This is a genomic window from Microbulbifer elongatus (assembly GCF_021165935.1).
GTDB lineage: Bacteria > Pseudomonadota > Gammaproteobacteria > Pseudomonadales > Cellvibrionaceae > Microbulbifer > Microbulbifer elongatus.
The window spans coordinates 2,272,492-2,299,045 of sequence record NZ_CP088953.1 but is presented as its reverse complement, the minus strand read 5'-3'; the positions used below and the strand labels follow the sequence as shown (position 1 = coordinate 2,299,045).

General features: G+C 56.8%; 19 protein-coding genes. 12 read left to right on the top strand and 7 right to left on the bottom strand.

The window, feature by feature from the left end:
* Positions 1 to 354: 354 nt before the first annotated feature.
* Positions 355 to 1,146, bottom strand: coding sequence for an IclR family transcriptional regulator (locus LRR79_RS09305; protein ID WP_231756949.1), 792 nt, complete (start codon positions 1,144 to 1,146; stop codon positions 355 to 357).
* A 225-nt stretch (positions 1,147 to 1,371) separates the two neighbouring features.
* On the opposite strand from LRR79_RS09305, the gene LRR79_RS09300 reads away from it, so the two are divergent.
* The 6 genes from LRR79_RS09300 to LRR79_RS09275 all read left to right on the top strand — a co-directional run bounded on the left by LRR79_RS09300 (position 1,372) and on the right by LRR79_RS09275 (position 7,693).
* Positions 1,372 to 2,577, top strand: coding sequence for an ABC transporter substrate-binding protein (locus LRR79_RS09300; protein WP_231756948.1), 1,206 nt, complete (start codon positions 1,372 to 1,374; stop codon positions 2,575 to 2,577).
* Positions 2,578 to 2,580: 3 nt separating this feature from the next.
* The gene (locus LRR79_RS09295; RefSeq protein WP_231756947.1) at positions 2,581 to 3,729 is read left to right on the top strand and encodes a CaiB/BaiF CoA transferase family protein; all 1,149 of its coding nucleotides are present in this window, start codon (positions 2,581 to 2,583) and stop codon (positions 3,727 to 3,729) included.
* Positions 3,726 to 4,916, top strand: coding sequence for a CaiB/BaiF CoA transferase family protein (locus LRR79_RS09290; RefSeq protein ID WP_231756946.1), 1,191 nt, complete (start codon positions 3,726 to 3,728; stop codon positions 4,914 to 4,916). Before LRR79_RS09295 ends, LRR79_RS09290 begins: the two co-directional genes overlap by 4 nt.
* 16 nt (positions 4,917 to 4,932) lie before the next feature.
* Positions 4,933 to 5,727, top strand: coding sequence for an enoyl-CoA hydratase/isomerase family protein (locus LRR79_RS09285; protein WP_231756945.1), 795 nt, complete (start codon positions 4,933 to 4,935; stop codon positions 5,725 to 5,727).
* 67 nt (positions 5,728 to 5,794) lie between these two features.
* On the top strand, positions 5,795 to 7,252 hold the full coding sequence (locus tag LRR79_RS09280) for an aldehyde dehydrogenase family protein (RefSeq protein WP_231756944.1): 1,458 nt from the start codon (positions 5,795 to 5,797) through the stop codon (positions 7,250 to 7,252).
* A gap of 69 nt (positions 7,253 to 7,321) precedes the next feature.
* Positions 7,322 to 7,693: a cupin domain-containing protein gene (locus LRR79_RS09275; protein WP_231756943.1), complete on the top strand. Its 372-nt coding sequence runs from the start codon at positions 7,322 to 7,324 to the stop codon at positions 7,691 to 7,693.
* A 6-nt stretch (positions 7,694 to 7,699) separates the two neighbouring features.
* Here LRR79_RS09275 and LRR79_RS09270 read toward each other — a convergent pair whose 3' ends face one another.
* The 3 genes from LRR79_RS09270 to LRR79_RS09260 form a co-directional block, all read right to left on the bottom strand.
* Positions 7,700 to 9,592 (bottom strand): FG-GAP repeat domain-containing protein, encoded by a 1,893-nt coding sequence (locus LRR79_RS09270; protein WP_269455067.1) that lies wholly within the window; start codon positions 9,590 to 9,592, stop codon positions 7,700 to 7,702.
* Positions 9,593 to 9,691: 99 nt separating this feature from the next.
* Positions 9,692 to 11,134, bottom strand: a complete 1,443-nt coding sequence (locus tag LRR79_RS09265; RefSeq protein WP_231756941.1) for a sulfatase-like hydrolase/transferase — start codon at positions 11,132 to 11,134, stop codon at positions 9,692 to 9,694.
* Positions 11,135 to 11,161: 27 nt separating this feature from the next.
* Positions 11,162 to 12,706 carry a sulfatase-like hydrolase/transferase gene (locus tag LRR79_RS09260; protein ID WP_231756940.1) on the bottom strand — a complete coding sequence of 515 codons (1,545 nt, stop codon included), beginning with the start codon at positions 12,704 to 12,706 and terminating at the stop codon, positions 11,162 to 11,164.
* A gap of 291 nt (positions 12,707 to 12,997) precedes the next feature.
* Here LRR79_RS09260 and LRR79_RS09255 point away from each other — a divergent pair, with 291 nt between their 5' ends.
* From LRR79_RS09255 to LRR79_RS09240, 4 genes are read left to right on the top strand one after another with little or no spacing between them, the layout of a single operon-like run.
* Positions 12,998 to 14,092 (top strand): XdhC family protein, encoded by a 1,095-nt coding sequence (locus LRR79_RS09255; protein WP_231756939.1) that lies wholly within the window; start codon positions 12,998 to 13,000, stop codon positions 14,090 to 14,092.
* Between the two features lie 2 nt (positions 14,093 to 14,094).
* On the top strand, positions 14,095 to 14,739 hold the full coding sequence (locus LRR79_RS09250) for a nucleotidyltransferase family protein (protein WP_231756938.1): 645 nt from the start codon (positions 14,095 to 14,097) through the stop codon (positions 14,737 to 14,739).
* Entirely contained in the window at positions 14,727 to 15,248 is a 522-nt protein-coding gene (locus LRR79_RS09245) for a (2Fe-2S)-binding protein (protein ID WP_231760010.1), read from the top strand. Before LRR79_RS09250 ends, LRR79_RS09245 begins: the two co-directional genes overlap by 13 nt.
* Complete coding sequence (locus tag LRR79_RS09240; RefSeq protein WP_231756937.1) at positions 15,241 to 17,505, top strand: xanthine dehydrogenase family protein molybdopterin-binding subunit; 2,265 nt, start codon at positions 15,241 to 15,243, stop codon at positions 17,503 to 17,505. The genes LRR79_RS09245 and LRR79_RS09240 overlap by 8 nt, the downstream gene beginning before the upstream one ends.
* A 76-nt stretch (positions 17,506 to 17,581) precedes the next feature.
* Here the strand turns inward: LRR79_RS09240 and LRR79_RS09235 are convergent, their stop codons facing one another.
* The 3 genes from LRR79_RS09235 to LRR79_RS09225 form a co-directional block, all read right to left on the bottom strand.
* Positions 17,582 to 18,325 carry a FadR/GntR family transcriptional regulator gene (locus LRR79_RS09235; protein ID WP_231756936.1) on the bottom strand — a complete coding sequence of 248 codons (744 nt, stop codon included), beginning with the start codon at positions 18,323 to 18,325 and terminating at the stop codon, positions 17,582 to 17,584.
* Between the two features lie 118 nt (positions 18,326 to 18,443).
* The gene (locus LRR79_RS09230; protein WP_231756935.1) at positions 18,444 to 19,181 is read right to left on the bottom strand and encodes a FadR/GntR family transcriptional regulator; all 738 of its coding nucleotides are present in this window, start codon (positions 19,179 to 19,181) and stop codon (positions 18,444 to 18,446) included.
* A 132-nt stretch (positions 19,182 to 19,313) separates the two neighbouring features.
* Entirely contained in the window at positions 19,314 to 21,749 is a 2,436-nt protein-coding gene (locus tag LRR79_RS09225) for a glycoside hydrolase family 42 (RefSeq protein WP_231756934.1), read from the bottom strand.
* A 348-nt stretch (positions 21,750 to 22,097) separates the two neighbouring features.
* On the opposite strand from LRR79_RS09225, the gene LRR79_RS09220 reads away from it, so the two are divergent.
* Positions 22,098 to 25,067, top strand: a complete 2,970-nt coding sequence (locus LRR79_RS09220; RefSeq protein ID WP_231756933.1) for a LamG-like jellyroll fold domain-containing protein — start codon at positions 22,098 to 22,100, stop codon at positions 25,065 to 25,067.
* A gap of 112 nt (positions 25,068 to 25,179) precedes the next feature.
* A complete protein-coding gene (locus LRR79_RS09215; protein WP_231756932.1) occupies positions 25,180 to 26,523 on the top strand; it encodes a family 16 glycosylhydrolase in 1,344 nt (447 codons plus the stop codon).
* The last annotated feature ends 31 nt before the right edge of the window (positions 26,524 to 26,554 follow it).

Here is a 26,554-nt window from a genome sequence, read left to right as displayed (position 1 = left end):
GTCACAACGCAGAGTGTGGATCGCTCTGAAAGCCCCGCAGGGCGCGACCTGAAGACAGCATCTGCTGCGTTGCAGCTCTTGTAAAGGGCCAGCCATTCACTGCAAGCTGCGCCTAACAGCTACTGCCTTCAGGTCACGCTGAGGCATTACGGACTTGATCAGAGGTTCCCCAGGCGCCTGAACGATTTCTCTCTTACACCGGGGACTGTCTAAGTGATGGAATCCGGTGCACCTTGTCAGTTGCGATTGACTCTTCGTGACCTTTGCTTGTACCGCAATGCAAGCATTTCTCTCGCTTCAACGCCCCTTTTCAGGGGCGTTTTTTTATTTCTTATAGTTGTCTCACCGCCCCGATCAGAGGCCAAGCGACGCATTGATCCGCGCGGCAGATTCCCGCACTGCCCGCACCAGCTCTTCCCGCTCCAGCTTTTTACCCACTACCGATGTCAGGCTGGATACCGCCAGTGCGGCAATGGTCGCCCCATCCGGCTGCCCTACCAGAGCTGCGCAATCAGTGACGCCATCGGTCAATTCACTGGCCCGCAGTTCAAACCCCTGATCGCGCACCGACAGCAAAGACTGTTCGAGCTCGGCCACACCTTCCTGGACAGTGGTTTTAGCCAGAAGGCCGGCGCGGCGCCCAGCCTCACAGTTCGCCACCAACACCCGCCCGGAAACGGTCTGCAGCAACGGGAAAAGCGTACCCTCATTGAACGACAGGGAAACCGGCCCGGGGCTCTGCACCTGCAGCACCACCATCAGCTGCCCCTGGTGGATCACACTCAGGTGACAGGACTGGCCCAGACGCGCCGCCAGCGCCTCCATCTCCGGCTGCGCCGCAAAGCGCAATTGCGATACTGGCGACAGGGTACGGGTCAGCTCCAGCAGCTTGAGAGACACCCGGTATTTACCGGACACCTCATCCCGCAGCAGATAACCCCGGGACTCCAGGCCAACCAGCACCCGGAAGATCTCACTATTGGTACGCCCGATCCCCTGGGCAATATCCGACTGGGACAGCGGCAGCGATTCCGCGGCGAGAAACTCCAGTATTTCCAGCGCCTTATCCAGCGCGGGCACCGCGTATTTATTCGCGCCATTGCCATTCTTCTGGCTGCCGGCCTTTTCGCTCACTTTCTCGGGCACCGCTTCCCCCTGACCCATCCAATTTATCGGTTTGGTATGTCTGCGCATTTAAGCACAGGTTGACACCACCAAAAAACGATTTTTATACTTGAACAACAATTTCAAATATAAAAACACAATCCTGATGAGCCGCCAACCTGCGGGTGCCCCCAATCCCGGACCAGCGCCCGCGCCTCGCACAGCGAGACACTCCAGAGACACTATGGAGAAAATCGAGAGAAAACTATGAGCAGCTCCGACAACGACCAAGAGAAGCAAGGCGCCCCAATGCAGCAGGCGGCGGAACCCATCGTCCTGCGCGGCATGACCTGGAACCATACCCGTGGCTTTACCCCCATGGTGGCCGCGGCCCAGCGCTTTGAAGAACTGAACCCAAATGTCACCATCCAGTGGGACAAGCGTTCGCTGCAGGCCTTTGCCGACCACCCCATCGATGACCTCGCCAGCCGCTACGACCTGCTGGTGATCGACCACCCCTGGACTGGTTTTGCCGCACGGGAAAAGGTCATCCTGCCCCTGGACGAGCACCTGTCCTCCGCCTTCCTGAAGGACCAGGCAGATAACGCCGTGGGGCACTCCCACACTTCCTATCACTACGATGGCCAGCAGTGGGCTTTGGCACTGGACGCGGCCACCCCGGTAGCGTCTTTGCGCCCGGACCTGCTGCAAGAAAATGGGCTGGAAGAACCCCGAACCTGGGAAGACCTGATGGCACTGGCGGAAAAAGGCCTGGTGGCGGTGCCCAGTATTCCCCAGGACACCCTGATGAACTTCTACATGTTGTGCTCCGCCATGGGTGAAGATCCCTGTGTGGGCGAAGAAGAAGTGGTGAGCAAAGCGGTGGGTATCGAAGCCCTGGGCATGCTGAAGGCGCTATCCGACAATCTGGATCGCCGCTGCTTCGACTGGAACCCGATCAAGGTGTACGAGGCCATGACCCGCAGCGACGACTTCGCCTACTGCCCCTTCGCTTACGGCTATGCCAATTACGCGCAACCCGGCTATGCGCGCAAGTTGCTGGAATTCCGCGATACCGTGACTGCAGGCCCCAAAGGTGAACACCTGAAAACCACCCTGGGCGGGACCGGCCTCGCCATTTCAGCACATTCCAAGCACGCGGAAGTAGCCGCACAATTCGTAGAGTTTGCCGGCAACCCGGAGCTGCAGGCCTCCTTCTACATCCAGTACGGCGGACAGCCAGGGCACCGCAAAGCCTGGACCAGTGAGTCAGCCAATCATCTGACCAACAACTACTTCACCAACACCCTGCCCACGCTCGACCGGGCCTTCCTACGCCCACGCTATCATGGGCATATGTTCTTCCAGGACAATTCCGGTGCGCCCATTCGCAACTACCTGATGCACGGTGGCGATGCGGAAACCCTGCTGCAACAACTCAATCAGCTGTACGTAAAGTCACACCAGGGATAATTCATGCTGCAACCTCTCAAGGGCATAACCGTTCTCGAATTCAGCCAGTACCTGGCAGGCCCCTACGCGGGCCTGCGACTGGCAGACCTGGGTGCGCGGGTCATCAAAGTCGAACGCCCCGGCAGCGGCGATGCCTGCCGCAGCCTCGCCACCAAAGATTTATGGGTGGACGGGGACAGCCTGTTGTTCCACACCATCAACCGCAACAAAGAATCCTTTTGTGCAAACCTGAAAAGCGCCGAAGACCTCGAACAGGTGCGCAAGTTGATTCAGCAGGCGGATGTGATGACGCACAACTTCCGCCCCGGCGTGATGGAAAAAATCGGACTGGATTTTGACAGCGTCAGAGCCATCAATCCCACCATCGTTTACGGCCAGGTAAGCGGCTATGGCGACACCGGCCCCTGGGCACACAAACCGGGACAGGACCTGCTGGCACAGGCGGTTTCCGGTGTGGGCTGGCTGAGCGGCAATGCGGATCAGGGCCCGGTGCCCCTGGGGCTTGCCATCGCCGACATGCTCTGTGGCACCCACCTGGCCCAGGGCATTCTGGCGGCACTGGTGCGCCGCCAGAAAAAGAACATCGGCGCAAAAGTGGAAGTCAGCCTGCTGGAATCCATGGTGGATTTTCAGTTTGAAGGACTCACCACCTATCTCAACAACGGCCGACAGATGCCAAGCCGCAGCGAAGTGGCCAACGCCCACGCGTTTCTCGGTGCGCCCTACGGTATTTACGAAACCCGCGATCAGTGGATTGCCATTTCCATGGGCTCCCTGGAAACACTCTCAAACGCATTGGAATGCCCGGCATTAAATGTGGCGGACGAGCAGGCGTTCGCCCAGCGCGACGCGCTGAAAAAAATGCTCGCGGAACGCCTGAAAAGTAATACCACCGATTATTGGCTGGCGCGTATGGAAGCGCACAAACTGTGGGCCTCGGAAGTACTGGATTACGATCAGCTACTGCAACACCCGGCCTTCAAAGCGGTGGCCATGCCGCTACAGGTACAGCGTCAAAATAGTGCGGGCGAGAACGTTACCGTCACCACCACCCGCTGTCCGATTCGCATTAACGGACAACCTTTTGTCAGCCCCAAGGCAGCACCGGCACTGGGTGCCGATACCGCGCGTATTCTGGAGGCCCTTGCATGAATATTTCCGACAGACCGCTAGACGTTCCGGTAGACGGCCCATTGAAAGGAACACTGGTGCTGGATTTCTCCCAGTTCCTGTCCGGCCCCTCCGCCGCACTGCGCCTTGCGGACCTGGGTGCACGGGTGATCAAGATCGAGCGTCCCGAAGGCGGCGACGACTGCCGCAACCTGTACCTGTCCGATTGCGTACTGGACGGGGAATCCACCCTGTTCCACGCCATCAACCGCGACAAGGAAAGCTACTGCGCAGACCTCAAAAACCCCGCACACCGCGAAGACATCCACGCATTGATCCGCCGCGCGGATATCCTGATCGCCAACTTCCGCCCCGGTGTTATGGCGCGGCTGGGGCTGGACTACGCCGCGGTAAAAGCAATCAATCCGAACATCGTGTACGGCGAAATCACCGGCTACGGTACCGCTGGCCCGTGGAAAGACCGCCCCGGTCAGGACCTATTGCTGCAGGCGCTTTCCGGCCTGACCTGGCTATCCGGCAGCAAAGACGATGGCCCCGTGGCCATGGGAGTTCCGGTCGCGGATATTTTTACCGGCGCACAGCTGGTGCAGGGTGTCCTCGCCGCACTCTTCGCCCGTGAATTTTCCGGTGAAGGCGCCCATGTGGAAATCAGTATGCTGGAAGCCATGCTGGATTTTCAGTTTGAACCGCTCACCATCCTGCTCCACGACCAGCAACAGAAGATCGAGCGCGCCGCAGTCAATGGCGCACACACGCTGGTCGCCGGCGCCTACGGTTTTTATCGCACCGCGGACGGTTACATCGCGCTGTCGATGGGCCGAGTACAAGACCTCGCGCAACTGCTGGACTGCCCCGCCCTACTTCCCTACGCAGCCCCAGGGGTCGCGTTCAAGGAACGGGATGCGATCAAGCAGATACTCGCCGACCACCTGCCCTCCCAGACCACCAGCCACTGGCTGTCATTACTGGAACCGGCAGATATCTGGTGTGCGGAAGTCCTGGACTGGGATCAACTACTGCAGCACGACGGCTTTACCGCCCTCGACATGCTGCAGTCGCTACCACTGGCCAGTGGCACGCCCCTGACCACCAGCCGCTGCCCGATCCGGCTTGATGGCGAACTGTTATGGGGTAATCAACCCGCGCCGAACCTGGGGCAACACCAGGCGGCCATCGACCTCGCGTTGAAAAACAAACAACAAAAATGAGAGAAAGGAAATAGTCATGAGTGCAAATCCAACGCCCTCTCGTGTATTGCATACAGTGTCACCCAGTGGCATTGCCCGCATTACCCTGCAGCGGGCACCGGCAAACGCCTACACGGAAGAGTTTTTGCGAGAGATTGGCGATGCCATTCGCACCCTGGAGCAGGACGATTCTGTGCGCGTGGTAATACTGGAAAGCGGACTGGAACGGTTCTTTTGCGCGGGTGCCGACATCAAAGTATTTGAAAGCAACTCGGTGCAGCAGAACCTCGCCCTGGTTGCCCAGGCCCGCGCCAATGCCAATGCCATCGAAAACAGCAGCAAGATCTATATTGCCCAGGTGACCGGCCACTGCCTCGGCGGCGGCCTGGAAATTGCCATGGCTTGCGACTTCATTTTCGCCGCCGAAGGCAATTACCGCTTTGGCCTGCCGGAGATCAAACTGGGGCTGATTCCCGGCAATGGCGGCACCCAGCGCCTGGTGCGGCGTATCGGCCGCCGCGCCGCCATGGAAATTCTTCTCACCGGCGACACCTTTGGTCTGGCACAGGCCCAGGAGTTCGGCCTGGTGGATGGCATCTACGACGGTGAAGCGCTGGCCGAAAGCACCACAGAATTTGCCGAAGAACTGGCGCGCGGCCCCGGCCGTGCCCTCGCCGCCACCAAACGCGCCCTGCGCGAAGGCAGTTCACTGCCGCTGGATCGCGCCCTGGCCCTGGAAGCGGAACTGGCCGACTCCCTGTATGAAACCGCCGATGCCGAAGAAGGACTGCGCGCATTTGTGGAAAAACGGGAACCGTCTTTCAATCAGTAAAAGCGTGTAATCAATAATCGTGGCAACGATCAAGCAGTAATCGAATAAATAGAAAAAGCCACTCACCATGGAGAAGATGATGAGCAACACCGCACAACACTACCAGTGCTTTATCGACGGGCAATGGGTAGACAGCGCAGAGAAAGTCGCCGTAGAAAACCCGGCAACCGGTGAAGTATTTGCCAGCGTACCGGACTGTACCCTTGAGCAGGCCGATGCCGCCCTGGCCTCTTCGCAACAGGCACTGCAGAGCTGGAAAATGCTACCCGCCATCGAGCGCGGCCGCCATCTGTTGCGCCTGATCGACACACTCAAACCCAAGCGCGACCTGTTCGCCCGCCTGCTGGTACTGGAACAGGGTAAAACCCTTGCGGAAGCCTACGGCGAGTTCGACGATACCCTGAACTACCTCTCCTATTCCGCCGAAGCCGCGCGCCGTATCGAAGGCAATATTTTTCCCGCGGACGCCGCCGGCGAACAGCTGTGGATCCAGAAAGTCCCGTACGGCGTTACCGTCGGCCTGTGTGCCTTCAACTATCCACTGGCACTGATCGGCCGCAAGGTTGGCCCGGCGCTGGTTACCGGCAACACCATGATCGTCAAACCCCATGAGGCCACCCCGGTCACCGCCATGGAATTTGCCAAGGTGGTGGAAGAAGCGGGCATCCCCAAAGGCGTGATCAATATCATCAGCGGTAGCGGTATTACCGTGGGCGAACACCTGGTGAAAAGTCCCATCACCCAGCTGGTTACCCTTACCGGCAGCATCCGCGCCGGCCAGGCCATCTGCCGTGCAGTAGCGGAAAATGTCACCGCGGTCTCTCTGGAGCTGGGCGGCAAGGCCTCTTTTATCGTGCTGGACGATGCGGACATCGACAAGGCCGTGGATGCGGTAGTGATTTCCCGCTACGCCAACTGTGGCCAGGTATGTATCTGCGCCGAACTGGTGCTGGTGCACGAAAAGGTCGCGGATGCATTCACCCGCAAGGTACTGGAAAAAGTCAAAGCCCTCACCGTGGGCAACCCCATGGACAACCCCAGCATGGGCCCGGCGGTTACCGCGCAAGGGCTGGACCGGGTGGATTCCATCGTGCAGGAAACCATAAACGCCGGCGCCACCCTCGCCTGCGGCGGCGCGCGCCCGCAAGGTGCCGAGTTTGAAAACGGCAACTGGTATCAGCCCACGGTACTGACAGACGTCACCGCCGACATGGCCGCCGCCCGCGAAGAGATTTTCGGCCCGGTACTGCCCATCGTCAAAATTTCTTCGTTCGATGAGGCGGTGGAAATTACAAACTGCCGCAACGACGGCCTGAGCTGCTACCTGTGGAGCAACGACTACCGGGTAATCATGGACGGCATCAGCCGCCTGGAAGTAGGCACCGTATTCGTAAACAAACAGATCGTCGGCTATATCCAGGGCTACCATTCTGGCCACAAGCGCAGCGGTATTGGTGGTGAGGACGGCATCTACGGCATCGAAGGCTATCTACAAAAACGCGTAGTGTATTTAAATTGTAACTAGACAATAAACACTACGGGGGCATAAGCCCCCGTTTTATTACGCAGCAAAACAATAAAGAGAGAAAACGCCATGTCCAAACATCTCATCATGTTCGAACACCAGGGCGCCAGCGGCATCGAAACCACCGACGCCCCGGAATTCACCAGCCACGAAAATATGCCCGGCTGGAAAGCCCGCGCGGTGGAAGATGCCGGTATTTTCATGTTTCAGTTTGAGATCGAGCCGGGCGCGGTGGAATACCCTATCCACACCTCGGATGAAGCCTGGCTCGCCTTCGTGGCCAGCGGCCACGGCACCTTGTATGCCGGCGACGCGGAAGAAAACCGCACCGAGGGTGTGCGGTATCAGGCAGGGGACTTTATTACCTTCAAGCCGAATACACCCCACGGGTGGCTAAACGGCAACGAAAAATCCCTGATATTGATCGTAAAACCCGCCTGATCACTGCTAATGCATTGCGAGCAGGGACACCTTGGTGGTGCCGGCCGGCTCAAGGGTTTGCGTTACTGTTTCCCCGTTGGTCCAGGTAGCGGTCAATTGCCCAGGTTCTGAACAGCCTGCCAAGCCAAAGTAGACATATCGGTTGTAACCACGCTCGTAGCCGGCGTTGCTAATACCAACCCGGCGGGTTTGCGTTTGGCCACATGCGCTTAACTGCAGGATGCCATCGAGCTGGGTGAACTCAGGTGCCTCACCTGCGCCCAGATCGATGACGAGAGATTCTCCAGCCTTTCCGGTCTGATTTTTGAACAGGTGCCACTGGCCGTGTTCATTGGCATACAACAGGTCCTGTTTTCCGTCCCGATCAAAATCCAGGGCAACACCACCGAGGCCCCAGGCGCCCAAGTCGTGAGAGACCACTTGATGGTTGCGCACTACCTCGAAGGTTTTGTTACCCTTGTTCCGATAGATGCTGGATTCTGTGGGGGTTACCAGGTTGCCACGCTGTACGAAGAACAGGTCCTGGTAGCCGTCGTTATCAAAATCCGCGACTACCACACCAGTGCTGTTAGACGGAGCATCCAGGCCAGCCTGCGCAGTAACATCCACGAATTTGCCATCGCGATTTTCCAGGAGGATGTTGCTCAATGCATCCTTGTGTTTATCGCTTTGCGGGCTCGGGTTCTCTGCCAACCCCTTTACCACACCCGCGGTAGGAGACCAGATTTGGCCTCCGATTCGCCAGTTACTATTGCCAATATAGCCGGCGTGTAACCCCTGCTTTTCCTGATGATCGGGCCAGCCCAGGGAGTCACTGTTAATCAGATCAAGGGTTTTGCCGCTGTGGGTTTCACCGGGGAACTTGTATTGATAGGCGGATTCGCCGATGTAGATCTGCCGGTGCGGCCAGGGGCTCTGGTAATTGACCAGCTTGAGTACGTCACCCGCCACCAGGTCGAATTCGAAACTATCGCGGCGCACGTAGAATCCCCAGGTCCCGGCTTCTTCATCGTAAAAGGTTTCACCGCTTTCAAACGCGTTTGCCCGGCTCAGCACAATATCGAAATCGCCGTCGTTGTCGAAATCAATTTCTACTGCACTGGTGACATCCCGATATTTGGCCGGTAGCCACTGCTTCGTCACTTCCTCAAAGTCAAAACCGCCCTGGCCGCGGTGCAATGAGATGGGGCCATGGCCATACAATAAAAGATCCTGCTGACCATCGCCGTCGATATCGGTAATCAGGGTTCGCTGCCCATCGCCATGCACCCTGGCATTCAAGCGGCCGGCTAACTCAAGGGTGCCATTTTGTGTATTGCGATACAGGTAATTCTCACTCTCTCCACGCTTCTCTTTGGAGGGAAACGCGAAGTTCAATAAATCCACGGCGCCATCGTGATCGAGATCTGCAAACTGTACGGTACGACCGCGCATATGTATCAGCGGCTCGGGAAAATCTTCCAGGCGTTCGAAATTGCGCTCGCCATCCACCCGGTAAATGACGGAATTGCGTGCGTTCGAGCCGGAGCCGCCACCGCGGGAAAGCACGACCTCCAGGGCGCCGTCCAGGTCGAAGTCGGCTACGGACACCCCGTGAGAATCCCCCATCAACAGATCAAAAGGTTTACCGAACTCCCCTTCATTGTTCCACAAAACCCGCACACCAAAACCATGATCGTTTAAGATCACGTCTGGCCACCCGTCCTGGTCCAGATCTGCCACCGCTGGCGCCCCCCATTTACGGAGGTTCTTCTGCTGACCGAAATACCCCGTATTAACGGGAGAAAAGCGTATACCTTCTCTTTGCAGCTTCGCATCTTCAGCGTTTCGGTCGCAACCCAGCAGGGAACCAATACATACAGCGACCAGCGCTGTTGCCAGAGTTGTCCTGGCTATCATCACACGTGCTCCTTGACAAAAATCACACAAAAAGGGCCACCGAGTCATATCTGGGTGGCCCTTGGCGTTTAATTCCGGTCTGTATAAGAACCCGCAGGCTCAGTCTATTGAAAAGGTTTTATCAAAGCGTGGCATTCCGTGTTGACGCCACAATGCCCCTTCATCATGAAGGTGGAACCAACCCGGCTGTGCGTTATCCCACGACCATACCTCCATCTCACGCACCATATCGCGCAGCATCAACGGGTGCTTTTCAGCAAGGTCACGCGTTTCTTCTTTGTCCTGTTCAATATTGAACAGCTTCCAGGGAGAGTCTTCGCCTACCTTGACCGCCTTCCATTCATTGCGACGCACTGCGGCGTCACTATAGCTGCCGCGGTGGCGCAGTGCGAAGATCAGTTCATCCTTGTGGGGCGCCTCACCGGTTTTCAGGAAGGGGAAAATATTCTTTCCATCGAGCTTATTGTCAGGCTCCAGTGACGCACCGGCGAGGCCAGCAAAGGTCGGGAACAGGTCCAGCGCTTTTATCGGATGCTCAAAGCGCGATCCCGCCTTAATCTGTCGCGGCCAATGCATCACCATCGGCGTGCGGAAACCGCCTTCAAATACACTGCCCTTCCCTTCTCTCAGCGGATTGTTGTTGGCACCATATCTTTTATCACCGCCGTTATCGCTAAAGAAGACAATCAGGGTGTTGTCCAGCTGCCCGGTGCTCTTGAGTGTTTCCACCAGATCGCCAACGCCGCGATCCATGGCGTACACCATGCCGGCGTAGGTCCTGCGATCTTTGTTCTTGATACCGGGAAACTTCGCCATATCTTCCTGTTTGGCTTGCAGTGGCGAATGGGGCGCGTTGTAGGCCATGTACAGAAAAAACGGCTTTCCGGTGTCTGCGGCTTTACGCACAAAATTGACGCCCTCACGGGACAGAGCATCGGTGATGTATTCGTTCTCTTCTATTTCCTTTCCGTTGTGTTCGAGCGGTCTGATGTAGGGATCGATATTGGTGAGCCCCTGTGCTTTCTGCTTGGCATATAGCTTATTGAACAGCTCGGGAAAGTAGTTGTGACCACCACCCAGAAAGCCGTAAAACTCGTCGAAGCCGCGTCGATTTGGATGGAACTCCGGCGCCTCTCCCAGGTGCCATTTGCCCACGGCTCCAGTAAAGTAGCCATTATCTTGCAACACTTTACTGATAAACTTTTCTTCCGTGGGCACCCCCACAAAAGAACCACGTACCGGCAGATTGAACTGGGAGCCGATCTTGTGAGGGTAACGGCCGGTCATCAACGCCGCTCGGCTGGGCCCGCAAAATGGGTGGGCGGTATAGGCCTCACTGAAGGTCATCCCTTCATTGGCAAGCTTGTCCAGATTTGGAGTGACAATATCTTTCGAACCGTTGAAGCCAACATCTGCGTAACCCAGATCATCGGCAAGAATAACCACGATGTTGGGTTTTTCGATGTTCTCCGCGGCTGCCGCAGATGCCCCACTCGCCACCAGAGTCAACAACGCTACCGCCAGTATTCTCAACACATCCATACTTCTCTCGCCTCTGTTTCCTGAATTCTATTTGAGGAGTTCTTTCATCTGTAAATCAAACCGGGACAACAGCGGGTCGTCAGTTCTCTTCAACTCTGCACGCATCAGGCGCGCCATGGCCAACAGCTGTTCGCGATACTCCGGCTTATCGAACAGGTTGTTCACTTCAATCGGGTCTCTGCGCAGGTCGTACAGCTCGTCCCTGGCATCGCCTGGGTTCCATACAAATTTCATTTCTGGTGTACGTAATGCGCGGATACCAAACCAGCCGCCGTTGTACCATTCGTATGCGTACAGGGCGGTATCTTTTCGCCCCTTATCTGCGACATCGCCCTCTAGCATGAGCGCGCGCAGAGAGCGGCCATCCTGGACACCGTCTTCCGGCAATTGCATTACTTCGGCGAGGGTGGGGGTAATATCCAGCATGGATACCTGGCGGGTAACGGATTTTGGTTGCGTATTCGGGTCGCGAATCATCAGTGGCATACGCATCAGTTCGTCATAGGCGTATGGACCTTTGTCGTACAGGCCGTGCTCGCCCAACATGCTGCCCTGATCGCCGACAAACACGATATGCAGGTTTTCGTAGAGACCGGTTTCCTTCGCTGTCTCCAGTATTTCACCGACCGCGCGGTCGATCATGGCCATGGCACCGTAGTAGTAAGCACGCATTTTCAGCCACTCTTCATCACTCAGATGGCTGACATCGTGCCAGGGCCAAAAGGGATCATCCTGCGACATCGGCTTGTTGACACGCTTGCTCAAATGGTTGAGCGGCAGTTCCAGCGCATTCGGATCAAACATGCTGGCATAGGGCTCCGGCACCCGGTAAGGCGGATGGGGCTGATCGAAGCTGATTACCCCGAAAAAGGGCCGCTTTTCTTCCGCTGCTTTGCGCAGCAGGTCCTGGCCCGCTTTTACTTTTTTATAAGTGCCGGTGTCTTCGTAGGTTCCAGGCAGAGTCTGGAAGTACTCGACCTTCTCACCATTGAAATAGTCCGCTTTTTCGCCTTCCGGTGCATTGGCTGCGGCCTTGTATCTGGCAATATTTTTCTGGATACCATAAGGCGTCAGCTGGCGCATACTGCGTGACCAATCGGCCTCTTTGATCTCTGCGGTATAGTCCGCGCCGCGCAGGCGAACCCCCTGGGGGCCCAGATGCCACTTACCCACGTATCCAACGAAATAGCCCGCTTCCTTGGCGCGGGCGATCAGCCCACCTTCAGACAGGTCAAGTTCGGAGAGGCGGGAGTGATACAGGCCGACATTATCGTCCAGCCCGGTTCTGTGCCCCCAACGGCCGGTAAACATGGCGGCACGTGAGGGAGAGCACAGTCCTGTGGTGGTCATGGCGTTATCGAAACGCACACTTTCTTCCGCAAGGGCATCGATATTCGGCGTGGAAACGGGGCCGTTGCGGTAGGAAAAGGTGTCGAACCGCATGTCGTCGAACATCAGAATCAGTACGTTTTCACGATCACCAGCTGCCGATCCCGCTTCCGCGGGGGTAGCGACTGCGGGGGCTGCGCTCGCGACCACGCAGGCGAACACCCCTGCAAGCAATTTATTCATTGATTCCACCTGAACATTATTTTTATTAACAGCGGGAGGTCTAAAGGTCTTTGCAGATAAGGCCTTAAAGTCACGCTTGAATCTTCAAGGTAGAAATAATATAAACATATGACGTTTATATGCAAGTAATTCATGCCTTGCGACGGCCGGCCCACAGCGTCACTTCGACGGATTCGGGCAGGCAATCACCGCGCACCGTGTTAGGGTACAGTGGCGCGGCTGACACGGCGGTCCTCAGCAGGGGACGCCATACACCGCTGATTTCAGAATAAAAACCGCGGAATACTCACCATGCAAGACCTCCAGGAGGCACCTGCAAACCACCTGAGCACACTGCTGGATCTCTGGTTCAGCAACCGAGACAGCCGTGGCTGGGTTCTGGGCACTGTGTATCGGACTCGCGGGCCCAGTTACCGCAAAGCGGGCTCCATGATGCTATGCGACGACCTCGGCCGGCACTACGGGCTACTTAGCGGCGGCTGTCTGGAATCTGACATTCAAAGGCATGCGCTGAAGGCGCTGAGCACCGGAAAAGCGGCCACCATCCGCTACGATGGCAGCGATGAGGACGATGTGGCCTTCCAGCTGGGCATCGGCTGCGGGGGAGAAGTCGAAATACTGCTGCAGCCTATTACCGCGGAGAGCAACTACCTGCAGCTGGGGGAACTGAGAAACCAGCTCAAGCAAAGACAGGCGGTGGTTTTCCGCCAGCTGATCCCCGCAAATGGTGAAACCTGTGCCGATCTGCGACCACTCCACAACGAGGCTGAGAAGTCAGGCTTTCCGTCGCAACGACCGGTTCTGGCGGAAAGCAACGGAAACCTTTGGCTGAACACCCCCCTGTTCCCCGCTCCGCACGTACTGATCGTGGGCGGAGGCATTGATGCCCGGCCAATGGCACAGCAGTTCAACGCCCAGGGCTGGCAGGTCAGTCTGTGCGATCCGCGCCCGGCCAATGCGCGACCCGCCTATTTTCCCAATTGCATAAGCTACCGCTGCCATCCCGACGCGCTGCCGGAAAAGCTGGATCTCACCAGCATCGACGCAGCCGTGGCGATGAGCCACAACCTAAACCTGGATGCCGCAGCAATACGCCTGCTGCACCAGTCCCCACTGCGCTACCTGGGGCTACTTGGTCCGATCAGCCGCCGGGATCGCGTGCTGGCGCAAAGTGGACTCTCTTATGAAGAACAGCAACAGCTGATTCGGGGCGTATTGCGTGCCCCCATTGGCCTGGATCTGGGGGGAGAATTACCGGAAAGTATTGCCTTGGCGACCTGCGCGGAAATTCACAGCGTACTGCACCGCAAATCCGCGGTAGCACTTACCGCCCCTTCTTCACAGGCTCGTCTGCACATGAACTCAAATCCGGCGCTGCAGGAATGATCATGAGCAATACACGCCACGGGTTGACCACTGTCATTCTCGCTGCCGGAGCGGCACAGAGGTTTGGCAGCTGCAAACACCTGTTATTACAGGAAGGAAAGTCGTTGCTACAGCACCGTGTGGATGCGGTGCGCCAGGCTGGACTCAGTAACCCCTTCATTATCACCGGCGCCTGGCACAATGCTATGCAACAGGCAGTCCCCAACCTGAACCTTCATTACCATCGCAACTGGAAAAAGGGCCTGGGCTCCAGTATCGGCTTCGCCATGGACTGCATACCGGATACCGCCCAGGGGGTATTACTGCTGCTTGGGGATCAGGTCGCGATCACCGGCGAGCATATTGCCCAACTGCTTCGAAACTGGGAAGAGTCAGGAAACGTGGTCTGCGCGCACTACCAGGGCGCGCCGGGTGTTCCCGCCATTTTTCCGCACAGCCAGTTCCCGGCTCTGCGCAAACTGGAGGGAGACAAGGGTGCCAAGGCCTTACTCAAGGCTCAGACAGGCGCCCTACAGGAGACACCCATGCCCAGCGCCGCCATTGATATCGATACGCCAGATGACTGGCTGCGCTGGCAAAACACCAGTAATAAATTTACCGGGCCCCTGACGGAACCCCTGAATAGTGGAGACACATTATGGAATTAACCATCAACGGCACAGTCCACCAGGTGGATGTAGACGAGGATATGCCACTGCTCTGGGCACTGCGCGACGAACTGCGGTTGACCGGCACCAAATTCGGTTGTGGCGCGGGCCTGTGCGGTGCTTGCACCATTCATATCAACGGCAACCCGGCGCGCGCCTGCCTGACACCGGTATCCGTCGCCAAAGGTGCGACCATCACAACGATCGAAGGGCTCGGTGGCGAAGCTGGGGAGCACCCACTGCAACAGGCGTGGATCAAACACAATGTGCCTCAGTGCGGTTATTGCCAGAGCGGCCAGCTGATGTCGGCAGCTGCTCTGCTCGCCAACAATCCGAACCCGACAGATCAGGAAATCGACAGCGCCATGAGCGGCAACCTGTGCCGCTGCGGCACCTACCCAAGAATCAAGGCTGCCATCAAAGACACGGTAAAAACCACCGAAGCGAGCGCCGCGCTGGCGTACCCAGCAAAAGGAAGCAAGACAAAAGGGAGCAGCAGACATGCGTAAGCAGGACACCAACATTACCGTGGTCAGCCGCCGCAAGTTCCTGCAACTGGCGGGTATCGGCAGCGGCGGCCTGATTCTGGGCAGTGGGTTTACCGGCACGCAACCAGTATGGGCCGATGCAAACAGTAGCAGCGATAGCGAGCACACACTCAACCTGTTTGTCAGTGTTGCCCCGGACAATACCGTATCCATCGTCTGCCACCGCTCTGAAATGGGCCAGGGTATCCGTACCGGCCTGCCACAGATCGTGGCGGACGAAATGGAAGCGGACTGGGAAAAGGTAAACGTAGTCCAGGGGCTTGCGGATAAACGCTACGGCAGCCAGAACACCGACGGCTCGCGCAGTATTCGCAACTTCTACCACACCATGCGCACCATGGGCGCCAGCGCCCGCCACATGCTGGAGGCCGCCGCCGCACAGCTGTGGACTGTCCCCGTCGCCAGCTGCCAGGCACTACAGCACCGGGTCCACCATAAGGACAGCGGGCGATCCATCAGCTTTGGTGAGCTAGCGGAACTGGCCGCCTCGCAACCGGTGCCGGAAGCCAGCGCGCTGAAACTGAAAAGCAGCGATGACTTCAACTATATCGGTAAACCAGTGGCCACCTACGACACACCGAATATGGTCATGGGCAAGGGCCAGTACGGACAAGACGTACAGCTCGACAATATGCTGATTGCCAGTATCGAACGGGCCCCGGTTCTCGGCAGCAGTGTCGCCAGCGTGAAACAGGATAAAGCCCGCGCAGTGAAGGGGGTGGTCGCGATTGAAACCATGGATGGTGGCCAACTCCCTCCCCTTTTTCACCCGCTCGCCGGAGTCGCGGTGCTGGCCACCAATACCTGGGCAGCTCTGCAAGGCCGCAAGGCCCTGGAAATCAGCTGGAGCGACAGTACGCACGAAACGCACAACAGCGCAGAATATATCGACACTCTAAAGCAGCGGGTCACCCAACCGGGCAAAACCGTGACGACTTACGGCGATACGGACACTGAGCTGGCGAAGTCCGAACGACGCCACAGTGCGGTCTACTCTGTCCCCTATCTAACCCACGCGGCCATGGAACCCCCCAGTGCCACCGCCGTGGTTGACGAGAACAGCTGCGAGATCTGGGCCTGCACGCAAACGCCGCAATCCGCACAGCAGAATGTCGCCAAAGCCCTCGGGCTCAAACCGGAGCAGGTGAAGGTAAACGTCACTTTTCTCGGCGGCGGCTTCGGACGTAAATCCAAACCGGATTTTGCCGTGGAAGCCGCGGTACTCGCCCGCAAAATGCAGCGCCCGGTCAAGGTCGTGTGGAGCCGCGAAGACGATATCCGGCACAGCTACTACCACGCCGCAAGCGCCGCTTACTTTGAAGCGGGCCTCAACAGCGACGGGCTGGTTTCCGCGTGGCGCCAGCGCACCGCCTTCCCGTCCATCAGTGGCACCTTTTCTGCAGGTGTCGACCGCCCCTCTGCCGGTGAACTGAGCCTCGGTTTTGCCGACCTGGCCTACGACATCCCCAACAGAACCTGTGAAACAGCCGTTGCCGAATACCATACACGCATCGGTTGGATGCGCTCGGTGGCCAATATCCAGAACGCCTTTGGTATCTGCAGCTTCGCGGATGAATTGGCGCACCTGAGCGGGCAGGCACCGGATGCTTTTTTGCTGGAGCTGATCGGCAAAGACCGGCATGTCAATCCCAACCAGGGAGACTTCAAATACGGCAACTACGGCGCGAAGTTGAAAGACAGCCCGGTTGACACTGCTCGCCTGAAACGGGTGGTAAAAGAGACCGCAGCCAAGGCGGACTTTTCGCTCAACAATGGCAAGGGTGAAGGCTGGGGCATTGCGGTGCACCGCAGTTTCCTCTCCTACGTCGGCATTGCCACGCGGGTAGAGGTACAGGGCGATAAACTCAGGGTTGCGGAAATGCACTGCGTTGCCGACGTGGGCCTCGCGGTGAACCCGGATCGCGTCAATGCACAGATGGAAGGCGCGATGATCTTTGGCTTGAGCCTGGCACTGATGGGGGAAGTCACCATGGAAAACGGTGCCGTGAAAAACAGTAACTTCCACGATTACCCATTATTGCGTATGCAGCAGTGTCCGGAGTTACATGTACACCTGCTCACCTCCGATCAACCGCCCGCGGGGGTCGGTGAACCAGGAGTACCGCCAGTGGCTCCTAGCATCACCAATGCGATCTATGCCGCCTGCGGCGAGCGCATCCGCGATCTGCCGGTCAACAAGCATATGTCGCTCGCATAAAAAAACGCCTGTCTGCCGAGCGGCGCCTCGTAGGGCCGCTCGGCAGACAGGCGTTTTCATCATATCCGCTCAGCAATTACTCTTTGCCAGCCTCTATTTCCTTGCGCAAACGCTCAGCCGCATCTCCCAGCAGATCCCCCGCCATTTTCTCCGCCTTCTCTGCCTTGCCGGCAGCAATTGCCTGGTAGAGGCTGCGGTGAAATGGAATCGACTTGAGGTTACTCTCCTGAGTCTGGTTGGTGATCTTGATGCTCACCAGCAGCGCTGAATAAATCACACCCTCGATTGCGGTCAGAATCTCGTTATTGGCAGCGTGAAGAATCGCCTTATGGAACAGGGCATCTGCCACCACAAAGTTTTCCGAGGAACCAACCGCAGCTTCCATACGATCACAGGCCTCCTTGATCGCCTCGATATCTTCTTTACTGCCGCGCTCTGCCGCCCAGCGTGCCGCCTTGGGCTCAAATGCCAGGCGAATTTCCAGAAGCTGCATAAGAAATTCACGGCTGGGGGGCGCTGACAAGTGCCATGCCAGCACATCGTCGTCCAGCAGATTCCAGTCGTTGCGCGGGCGCACTCGAGTGCCGATTCCCCGCCGTACATCCAGCATCCCCTTGCTGACAAGAATCTTAACCGCATCACGGATCACCACCCGGCTGACCTTGAAGCGCTCGGCCAGGGTGTTTTCTTCGTCCAACAGGGTATCCGGGTCGATGGCACCGGCAACGATGCGGCGGCCCAACTCGCGAGCCACCTGAACGGAGAGGCTCGGCGACATGGACACCGAGCGTTTAAGATCGTAATAAAGAAGTTCACTCATGCGACGCATATAAACATAGCATGTAGAACTTGCCAACAGATTTGTCGGCAGGAGGCCAGGCAGGTCGTTTCAGGAAATCGAAAACCTGAGATTTTCAGTCAAACTGTTTAAAAAGCGATCAGACTTCACTCTCCTCCAGGCTTAACCGCCGGCTGGTATCCCGGAGCAGGTTATCAGTGAGCCGCTCGGCCTTGTCGCCATCACCAGCGGCAATGGCTTCGTACACTTCCCGGTGGAATGGCACCGAGGCACCATTCTCCCGCGGATCTTTGTTGGTTACGCGGATACTCACCAGCAGAGCCGAGTAAATCACCCCTTCCATCGCCGTCAAAATGCTGTTGCGTGCGGCCTTGATGATAGCGCGGTGAAACATCGAGTCTGCAATCACAAAGTCTTCTGCAGAACCGCGCTCTTCCGCCATCCGGTTACAGGCCGCTTCAATTTCTGCGAGATCTTCTGGCGTTGCCCGCTCCGCGGCCCAGCGGGACGCTTTGGGCTCAAACGCCAGACGAATTTCCATTAACTGTTTGAGGAACGCGGGATTGGGGGGCGCGGAAAGGTGCCAGGCCAGTACATCGTCATCCAATAGAATCCATTGGTTGCGCGGCCGCACTTTGGTACCGATCCCACGGCGAACGTCCAGCAGGCCCTTCCCTACCAGAATCTTTACCGCACCGCGTACCACCACCCGGCTTACCTGATAGCGCTCCGCGAGAGCCGCCTCATCATCAATCAGGCTCCCCGGCTCGAAGGCACCGGAAACGATTCTCCGACCAAGCTCACGAGCCACCTGGACAGACAGACTCGGAGACATGGTGGGGGCGCGCTTCAGGTCGTAATAGATTAACTCACTCATGGAATCTATTTAAACATTATACCTTTAGACGGACAACAGAATATTCTTGATCCGCGCAATCTCTTTCACGAAAAGAGACTAATGGTCTCATTTCGTGAAGACTAACGTAATAACGTTCGAGAACACCTCTCTCTAACGTGCGGCCACCTGGAGTAACATCACGCCCTTCGGCGCCAGTTCGAATTGGGTGCCCATCTCGTTTTCGGTAAACAGGTCGGTTACGGCAATGGTATCGGCGCCGTCCAGGCTCAGGTCGAGCTTGGCGGTGTGCTTGCCGATATTCAGGATGCTGACGAGATAGGAGCCGTCATCCTGCTGCACCACACGCCAGGTGGTGCCTTTGTGCTCGGTGCCATTGTCTTCCACCAGGTTGATGGCCGGCAGGCTCGCTGCAGCCTCGTCGAGCGCGGCTTCACGCATTGCGGCAACGTCGTTCTTTTTATTCAGAACAATGAGTTTGCCCTTGCCCTGCTCCAGCGCTTTTTTGTGCGGTTTGCCGTACTCGTCCATGCTCAGGCTTTCCGCGCTGTCCACGATCACGGTACCACCTTGGTTCAGGTAGCCCTGCAGGGCGTCAAGCTCGGAGCTGGTGACATACTGGGTGCTATGCACCGCAATCACATCCCACTGACTGTGATCCTGTTTGTTGATGATATTTTCGGTGGCGAAGCCCACCGGGAAGCCGTCAAAGAACAGACTCTCGTAGGCTTTCCACTGTTCGCTCATATGCTTTGGCTTATTGATGGCCGAGGTTTCCGAATAAAACAGGCGGATGGGACGGCGCTGTTCGCGCAGCGCGATAATTTCTTCGGAAAAGCTGTTCAGGTCGTACATCACCTGGGTATAGGCGTTGGCAATATGCGGCTGCTGGTTGACCGAGCCGGCAAAGGAACCCGCCAGTGCCGGGTCGAAGAAGTTCATCTCGCCCTCAAGACGGTCTTCCGGAGAGCCGTCCGGGTCACGGGCCCAGAACCAGGCCATATTGGCATCCATCCCCTGCAGGGTCGCCAGCCAATAAACGCTATGCACGTAATCTACACTGGAATCCAGCTCCCGCCACCAGGACGCTGAGAGAAAGTGGCTTTCACTGTTTACGTGGATTTTCCCCGGCGAGACCGACTCCATAAAGTCGTAACTCATGCTCATCTCTTCCCAGAACCAGCTGTAATGCGCTTCCCAGGGCTCCGGCTGATTACGGTTCAGCGCGCGCGTCTCGCGGGTTTTAGCATCGTTGCCAATCATTGAGGTGAGATCGGTGAGCGCCTCCACATCAATACCGTGGGAGCGTGCGTTTTCCGTGAACATGTCAGGCATGATTTTGATACTGGTATCCGCCTCCGGATTGCCCTTACGCAGCTCCCCCTGAAGGAAGGTAAACCAGTTGATGGCACGGTCCATGTTGTAGCGGGACCAGTCGTACCACTTGGCCGTGCCGCGAATGGCGGGGTCAATGGGAATCTCGATCTGTACGCGATCAAAGCTCGCAAAGTCACTATCCCAGTTACCGTTCAGCGCCTTGATGTCACCCCGGTATTTTCCGTCGAGCCAGTTGCGAAAAGCATCCAGGGTGTAGGAACTGATCGCGTTCATTTCCTGAAAATTCTGACTCCAGTGGCCTTTTTCACTAAACCAGTGGGGTTCATTGGCGAGGATATAGCCCAGCTGGGTCACTTTTTTGCCACGGGTCAGCTCACCGGTATGGCTGGCGATCTTGCCCCAGACATCGCGCACCAGCGGGTTGTCGATGTCATAGCCGGTAAACAGGGAGCGACCGAGGCGTACCTCCGGCTCTTTCTTTTCCACCCACTCGGGGATACCCATGTTCCAGTAAATCAGGAAGCCGACATTGCTCGGGTCGATGTCGGTAACCTCTTTCATCAAGGTTTCATCAAAGGTGCCGTCTTCTTTCAGCAGGAAGGAGTTGATGGCGCGGTCGTGATCCACCGGGTAGAGGTTTTCACCACCGTGATAAATGGCACCGAGGTGATCGTTGTACACCGCGGTATCCGTCAGCGGGCGGCCGACGGATTTGGAGAAATAGTCGTATAGAAACGCGGGCTTGCCGTTGCTCAGCAGCATATTGTCGCTGACTTCGATATTTTCCCAGTCAATCTTGGGCACCGGGCGCCGCTTGATCGAACCGTCGATGACTTTACCCAGCTCTTCAATACTCGCATCGAGGATTTCGATGACTTTGCTGCGCTCGAAGTCCGGCAGCTCATCCGCCAACTGCTCTTTTCTATCTTCGTAGGGGGCGTAGGCACCGAACATATAGGCCACCGCATCGCGGTTCTGCTCGTCCCAGTTGGCAAACTTCAGGAACTCCCGGGCGAACCAGAGGGTGGTTTCTTCCCGGGTAACATCCAGGCCTTTGCTTTGTGCTTCTTTTACCTGCGCCTCGAGAGTGCCGATTTTGTCCAAAGCAGTGGCTTCCAGTGGGCTGACATTGGCCACACTCTCACTGGCTGGCTTTTCCAGTGCGGCGGCTTCCAGTTTCTGCTCGGAGCAGGCCCCCAGGCCCAGCGGCAAAAGCGCAGCAATGGCGGTGCACAACAATGTCTTTTTCATTTTTCTCTCGATCCAGGCGTGACTTTGGCTGTTATTGGTTTTCAGATCTCGCATTGATTACCCATCGGGTTCACACGGAGCCTCGAAATCAGGGTCATGCCACTTATTTAAACATCATACGTTTTGGCTCGCAATATTCTTCCGATCTGACGCAATAATCCACTAGAGAGAGCGTCCTTGCACGAAAAGTGTGCACCACATAACACAATATCATTAGTATGATGTTTGGCTAAATGCTACATTTTCATTACTCTCTCTGTCAGGGAGCCCTCCTCAAATGCGGTAAACCTCCGTTTCCGAGGTTTTTTTGAGCACTTACATAAAAATAATGCCCGGAGGCAACTAGCGATGAGACTTTACGTGCCGGCCGTATTGCTCGCACTCACAGCGAGCTATGGTCATGCAGCCCCAGAACGACCCAGTATCGACCGCACCATTCACATGGCAGAGGGCCATGTGCCTGGCGGTACCCATCGGCACTGGCTAAACCCTTACATCCCCCCCCTCACCACCAGCAAAGACAGCCGGGTCGGGCTAACCCACCGGCCCTATCGCGGGGTGTATTTCCGTCTGCTAAAACCGGAAAACATCAACGAGCCCTTTCTCGAGTCCCCTGCCGGTATGGAAATTATGAGTCGCCATGAGTACTCCTATGAAATGCAACCGGATGGAGATATTCCGATCCGAGGCACGTCCGGCCACATGACGCTGTGTGACCCTTCCGGGGATCTTTCAGATGACCCGTCCGCCGCGCCCCACCGGGATAACGCGAACCCCTATGCGTGTGGCGTAGACGGTTCAGACGATTGCTATGACCTGGTTGTTATCACCCAGTTGGAAAATCGCCACCTGGCCGGTACTGATGTGCACATCCGGGTTGAAAACCCCAAAACCGCCGATGCACACATTGCCGAAATCACCGCCGGCAATACCGTGGAAGGCAATGTGGCTTTTCCCGGAGGGTCGTTTTTTGAACCCAGCATTACCGGTGACGGCCACCTGCTCGTACACCGTACGGACAATGCGTCCTTTTCCTGGCGCCACCCGGACGGAGGTACCCGTTCCGCCCGATCGGATATTGTCTACTACGTAAACGACAACCCCGACAATTTTGAAGCCTGTGACGTACGCCAGTTCACCGACCGCTACCCGATTGGCCACGCCCCCTACGATGACACCATTAACACCCGTTATGGTTTCGCCATGCACCCCTTCGAGACCCTGGACAACCGGGGAGAGCGCCTGGTACTTCCCGATGGCTTCGGTTTTGGCACCTACCCCTGGATTGATAAGAGTGGTGCCAATATCACCTTTACTTCCATCGGCGGGCGCTTGTCCAATGCCGGGTTCCCTACCCGTTGCCCACCAGAAGTACAGGCAACCTATGGCGGTTGCTCCGGCGGTGCAGAAAATTCACCGCTCAACGGGCGCACACTTCTAGGGCTGTGGACACGCGGCAAAATGGTACTGCTGGACGGTATGATCAATCATATGGACAGCATGGAAGACGTGCGCGAAACCGCACATCGCGAAGTATTGCTGTATGAGCCCAATGGGGCGGATCAAGGATATAAACGTGTCGGCGATACCCGTAGCCGCAACATCGATGTTATGCCCAATGGCAATGTGCCAAATACCAGTTTTTTTGATTCGAACGAACACCGTTTCAATTACTTCGACAATATGCGCCCAATCAGTCCCGCGGATGTCACTTGGCTGATGAGTACAGGTCGTTCGACCGATGAGGTCGTGTTTGACGACTACGTCAATGCAAACGGCTTTATTGTTTCGCATATGGTGCAGCAGCTGAGGATCAACACGCGATACAACGTAAAAGCGGTCCTCGACGGACATATCCAGAATTCAGCGACGTCCCTGTATTGGAACAAACCGCTCAGTGCACGAATGACCGGAGATGGGCGCGCAGAAATTATCGCCAACGGCGGATTTACCGGTAAAGGTTATTGGCTGGACGGCGACAACATCGGGCTGGAGTACGAAATACCAGAGCAGCCGCAAAGCGTACTGGGAACTCCCTGGTACTACAGCATTTTTATAGATAGCCGTGACAATGCCGGAGAGCGCACTCTAATCGAATTTCCCGATGGCTCTCAGGTCCGTCTGCAAAATAGCGACCGCATTGCCTTTATCGATAGCAACGGCGCGCAGGTGCATACCCTGAACACGGTGGACGCCATACCGCTATCCGGCTGGGCACATCTCGGCTTTCAGCTGAGTGTTGGAAACCGCACGATCGAGACTTATATCAACGGGTACAAGGTGGATACCTTTACCAGTGGTCAACCGCTATTCGCGCTCGAGCCGGGTACCCTGACGATCGGCGCCGGCGCTCACGGAACCCCCTCCTTCCGTGGCTGGATTGATGACTTCAAAGTATTTTCTGAAACCGTCAATAAAGAAGTCGCCTGTAACCACGCAAAAGGTACCCTCGCCGCTGTCACAGGCAATGCTCCTGCGTACTGGCGCACGCGCGCCAATGGGTTCCCGGCTGACTCCCACAACGAAATCAGCACTGTCCTGCAGCAATTCGGGGAGAACACCTATTCGCAATACGCGTGCTATCACGACTACAGTGATGACTACGCCGCACACTTGCAGAATATTCCCGCCGGAATGGTCGGCGTTCGTGAAGCGATCAACTTCCCGGAAGGCCCACTGCAGGCAGATCGCCCTCGCCCGGAGTCCCGTGGAAACTCCTTCTGCTTGAGCTGTCACACCGCTGACGGACGCGGCGGACTTGACCTCGACGCGTTGGCGTTACACCCGGGCGTAATGGCACCGTACGACGAGCGCCGTCAGCCGATGCAGCCGGACCCGTATGTCTACGGGAACATTCCTGCAAGTTGGCTCGGCAATGGCCGGCCCAACACGCGCCTGGTGTCGACCCGGCAAAACGCCTTCAACGTGGATCACTACCTTCTGGCGTTCGCTGGAGGGACCCCGCCTGAACCTGAACCTGAACCTGAACCCGAGCCCGAGCCCGAACCCGAGCCTGAGCCCGACAACAGCATCTGCGGCCCGGGTCAACCCAACTGGGTCCCGGTGGAAAGTATCGCGCTCAATGTAGAAGGCACTGTTCACCTAAACGTTGGTGACACACTGGCTCTGGATACAACCGTTTCTCCGAGCTGTGCAAACCAGCAAAACGTAACCTATCAATCGTCCAGCTGGCAAATTGCCCGCCCCAGCACGTCCGGTTTAATCACTGCCCAGGGTGCTGGACAGGCCACGATTACGGTTGTCTCCAAGGCAGACTCATCCATCACGGACGCGATTACTCTCATAGTGTCCCAGTAACGTCATTTCACTGACATCCACGACGAAACGCTGGCCCGGCACCAATAGCGGTGAGATACCGGGCCAGCATCGTGCAAACAGAAAAAATAAAAAAACTTAAGGGTGTAAATCAATGCGTAAGAAATTAAGAGCCTCTCTCGCGCTCACCGTGGCGGTCGCTGCGGGCCAACAAGCCACCGCGCAGGAAATCCCCCCACCACTATCCGACCCAGACAACAACGCTGGCTGGGTCATAAATCCCAGTGTTTCCGATGAATTTAATGGCTCAAGCTTTGATAGAGACGTGTGGTTCAATCAGGGTGAAAACGGCCAATGGAATGGACAGTGGCGCGGACGGGCTCCGTCCGAATATGACCCGGATAACGTGCGGGTAGAAAACGGCTATCTGTATATGACATCCCGCTGGGATCCAGGCCATAACTTTTCAGACGGCAATGGCGGCGGCAACTCCCAGGGCAACTGGCAATACGGTGATGTGCCCATTACCACCGCGGCATTGCTTGGCAAAAACACCTTCCTGTACGGCTATATGGAGATGCGTTCCAAAGCTGCACCTGGCCCCATTTCCAGCTCCTACTGGACTACCGGTGTAGGCGGTGAGACCGATGCCTTCGAAAGCTTTGGCTGGAACCCGAACAACCCCTGGTCCGGCAAGCGCTTTCACACCAGCTTTCACGACTGGCGCAATGGCTCTTCCACCTACGGCCGCCGCATCTGGGAAAACGACCATATTTTTGATTTCGGTGTAGCCGACGATTTCCATGTGTACGGGTTTGAGTGGGATCCCAACTATGTCGCCATTTATATCGATGGCGCGCTGGTAAACTGCGTTACCCGTGAAGAAATGGGCAATGCATGGGTTGCCACCAACCCCCAGCGCCCGTGGATCGATATGGAAACCTTCGACTGGGAAATCAGCGCCTGGGACCTGCGACCTGAACACTTTAACGGTGCCGAAGGTATCGATTTTGTCGTTGACTACAGCCGCGTCTACCAGCGCACCAACGGACAATCTGGCGGCGCCTGCCCGAACCGGGAAAACCTGCTGACCAACCCCAGCTTCGAACATGACCTGCAAGGCTGGAGCGGACCCGCCACCATCACCACCAACGTAACATCAGATGGCAACAAGGCGGCATCACTGACCCGTGGTGGCACCATCGAACAGACGGTAGCGGTAAAACCAAATACGGCGTACATCGTCAGTGCCTGGGCCAATAGCGCCGACACCAATCAGACAGACCAATGGTTCAACGCCTACCTGGGCGTAAGAGACCACGGCAATGCCACCTCAAACGTGCGCTACTTCTTCAACCGCTGGCATGAAAAGAGCCTGCAGTTCACTACCGGCCCGAACACCACTGAGGTGACCATCTTCTTTACCAACAAGCCACAGGGTGGGCTAGTTTATGTTGACGAGCTCGCTTTACATGAGATCAAAACCACGAGGCACTGAGAGCAATTCTGAGTCAAACAACGAACAAGGG

Coding starts and splice junctions, on each gene's coding strand:
- LRR79_RS09300 (WP_231756948.1), top strand. CDS start 1,372: ATGAGCAGCTCCGACAACGACCAAGAGAAGCAAGGCGCCCCAATGCAG.
- LRR79_RS09295 (WP_231756947.1), top strand. CDS start 2,581: ATGCTGCAACCTCTCAAGGGCATAACCGTTCTCGAATTCAGCCAGTAC.
- LRR79_RS09290 (WP_231756946.1), top strand. CDS start 3,726: ATGAATATTTCCGACAGACCGCTAGACGTTCCGGTAGACGGCCCATTG.
- LRR79_RS09285 (WP_231756945.1), top strand. CDS start 4,933: ATGAGTGCAAATCCAACGCCCTCTCGTGTATTGCATACAGTGTCACCC.
- LRR79_RS09280 (WP_231756944.1), top strand. CDS start 5,795: ATGGAGAAGATGATGAGCAACACCGCACAACACTACCAGTGCTTTATC.
- LRR79_RS09275 (WP_231756943.1), top strand. CDS start 7,322: ATGTCCAAACATCTCATCATGTTCGAACACCAGGGCGCCAGCGGCATC.
- LRR79_RS09270 (WP_269455067.1), bottom strand. CDS start 9,592: ATGATAGCCAGGACAACTCTGGCAACAGCGCTGGTCGCTGTATGTATT.
- LRR79_RS09265 (WP_231756941.1), bottom strand. CDS start 11,134: ATGGATGTGTTGAGAATACTGGCGGTAGCGTTGTTGACTCTGGTGGCG.
- LRR79_RS09260 (WP_231756940.1), bottom strand. CDS start 12,706: ATGAATAAATTGCTTGCAGGGGTGTTCGCCTGCGTGGTCGCGAGCGCA.
- LRR79_RS09255 (WP_231756939.1), top strand. CDS start 12,998: ATGCAAGACCTCCAGGAGGCACCTGCAAACCACCTGAGCACACTGCTG.
- LRR79_RS09250 (WP_231756938.1), top strand. CDS start 14,095: ATGAGCAATACACGCCACGGGTTGACCACTGTCATTCTCGCTGCCGGA.
- LRR79_RS09240 (WP_231756937.1), top strand. CDS start 15,241: ATGCGTAAGCAGGACACCAACATTACCGTGGTCAGCCGCCGCAAGTTC.
- LRR79_RS09235 (WP_231756936.1), bottom strand. CDS start 18,325: ATGAGTGAACTTCTTTATTACGATCTTAAACGCTCGGTGTCCATGTCG.
- LRR79_RS09230 (WP_231756935.1), bottom strand. CDS start 19,181: ATGAGTGAGTTAATCTATTACGACCTGAAGCGCGCCCCCACCATGTCT.
- LRR79_RS09225 (WP_231756934.1), bottom strand. CDS start 21,749: ATGAAAAAGACATTGTTGTGCACCGCCATTGCTGCGCTTTTGCCGCTG.
- LRR79_RS09220 (WP_231756933.1), top strand. CDS start 22,098: ATGAGACTTTACGTGCCGGCCGTATTGCTCGCACTCACAGCGAGCTAT.
- LRR79_RS09215 (WP_231756932.1), top strand. CDS start 25,180: ATGCGTAAGAAATTAAGAGCCTCTCTCGCGCTCACCGTGGCGGTCGCT.